Origin of the sequence: Stenotrophomonas maltophilia group sp. Smal12 (assembly GCF_037079935.1) — a bacterium.
Classification (GTDB): domain Bacteria; phylum Pseudomonadota; class Gammaproteobacteria; order Xanthomonadales; family Xanthomonadaceae; genus Stenotrophomonas; species Stenotrophomonas sepilia.
On the sequence record NZ_JBAWUK010000110.1, the window covers coordinates 1 to 1,325 of the forward strand.

The window sequence follows — 1,325 nt, forward strand, 5'->3', positions numbered from 1 at the left end:
GTTGTAGTACTTGATGTACTCCACCAGCCCGGCCTCCAGGCTTTCGATGCTGTCAAATCTGTTCAGGTAGAAGAACTCCGACTTCAGCGTCCCGAAGAAGCTTTCCATTGCCGCATTGTCCAAGCAGTTGCCACGTCGGGACATGCTTTGCTTCAACGAGTGCTTTTCCAGCATGTGCCGGTAGTTCTCATGCTGGTACTGCCAGCCCTGGTCGGAGTGGATCATTGGCCGCTCATCCGGCGAAAGCTTCTTGATGGCCTCCTCCAGCATCTGACCTACCAGATCGAACACAGGCTGGCGCTTGATCTGATAAGCCACGATTTCACCGTTGTAGAGGTCCATGATCGGCGACAGGTACAGCTTCATGCCTTGCACCTTGAACTCGGTGACGTCGGTCACCCACTTCTGGTTGGGCCGCTCGGCATGGAACTGGCGATTGAGGTCATTGCCAACCACAACATTGGCGGCCCCTTTGAAGGACCGGTAGCGCTTCACGCGTACCCGTGATTTCAGGCCCATCTCCCCCATCAGGCGCTGTACCCGCTTGTGATTGGTCCGATGGCCCTGATTGGCCAGTTCCAGCGTCACCGTGCGATACCCATAGCGCCCTTGGCTTTGATCGTAGATTGCCCGGATGCGCTCGCACAGGGCTGCCTCATCCTGATCCGGATGGGCCAGGACATGGTTCTGGTAATAGAACGTACTGCGTGACAGCTCTGCCGCTTCGAGCAGAAGCGACAGCGTATGAACCTGCCTCAATCCTTGGATGGCTTGCGCTTTGCGTCCTGCGCCGCCTGCTCTTCCCGGATCAAGGCATCGAGTTTTTTTAGGTAGTCGGTCTCCGCACGCAGATAGGCGACTTCCTTGAGCAGCTCATCGCGGCTCATTTCCTCAGGTGGCTTGGACGAGCGGGTCTTTTTCATCGGCTTTCGGGGCGGCGGCGGAGGTGGTGCCAGCGCTTGGGCACCGCCTTGAGCATACAGGCGACGCCACCGACCCACCGCGCCGGCATCGCCAATTTGAAAGTAAGTGGCGGCCTCCCGCCCGGACATGCCGTCCTGGCCCATCTTCTTCAGGACAGCCAGCTTGAATGCGAGGTCATAGGACTGGGCCTGGCGGCGAAACCCGCGCCAACCATGCAGCCGATAGGTCGCCACCCAGCGCCTGACCGTGGAGAACTCCAGGCCGTAGCGACGAGCAACGGCTTTGACCGATGTGGAGGTCTTGCAGGCCTCTTTGGCGACCTGCAGTTTGAAACGCGCGTCGTATCTGTTCATGTATCCCTCGGGGTTGGATCTGATGTCCAACTCCCGGGGGTCACTTCA

The 1,325-nt window shown here is 58.8% G+C and carries 1 protein-coding gene; it reads right to left on the reverse strand.

Going from position 1 to position 1,325, the window contains the following annotated elements; translation table 11 throughout:
* Nucleotides 1-1,277, reverse strand: a protein-coding gene (locus WDC87_RS21810) for an IS3 family transposase (protein ID WP_301655389.1) whose coding sequence is annotated in 2 segments (ribosomal slippage) — nucleotides 1-830 and nucleotides 830-1,277 — 1,278 coding nt annotated over the 2 segments. Because the reading frame shifts where the segments join, the coding sequence is not laid out codon by codon here. This gene is flagged as partial in the annotation.
* Nucleotides 1,278-1,325 lie beyond the last annotated feature (48 nt).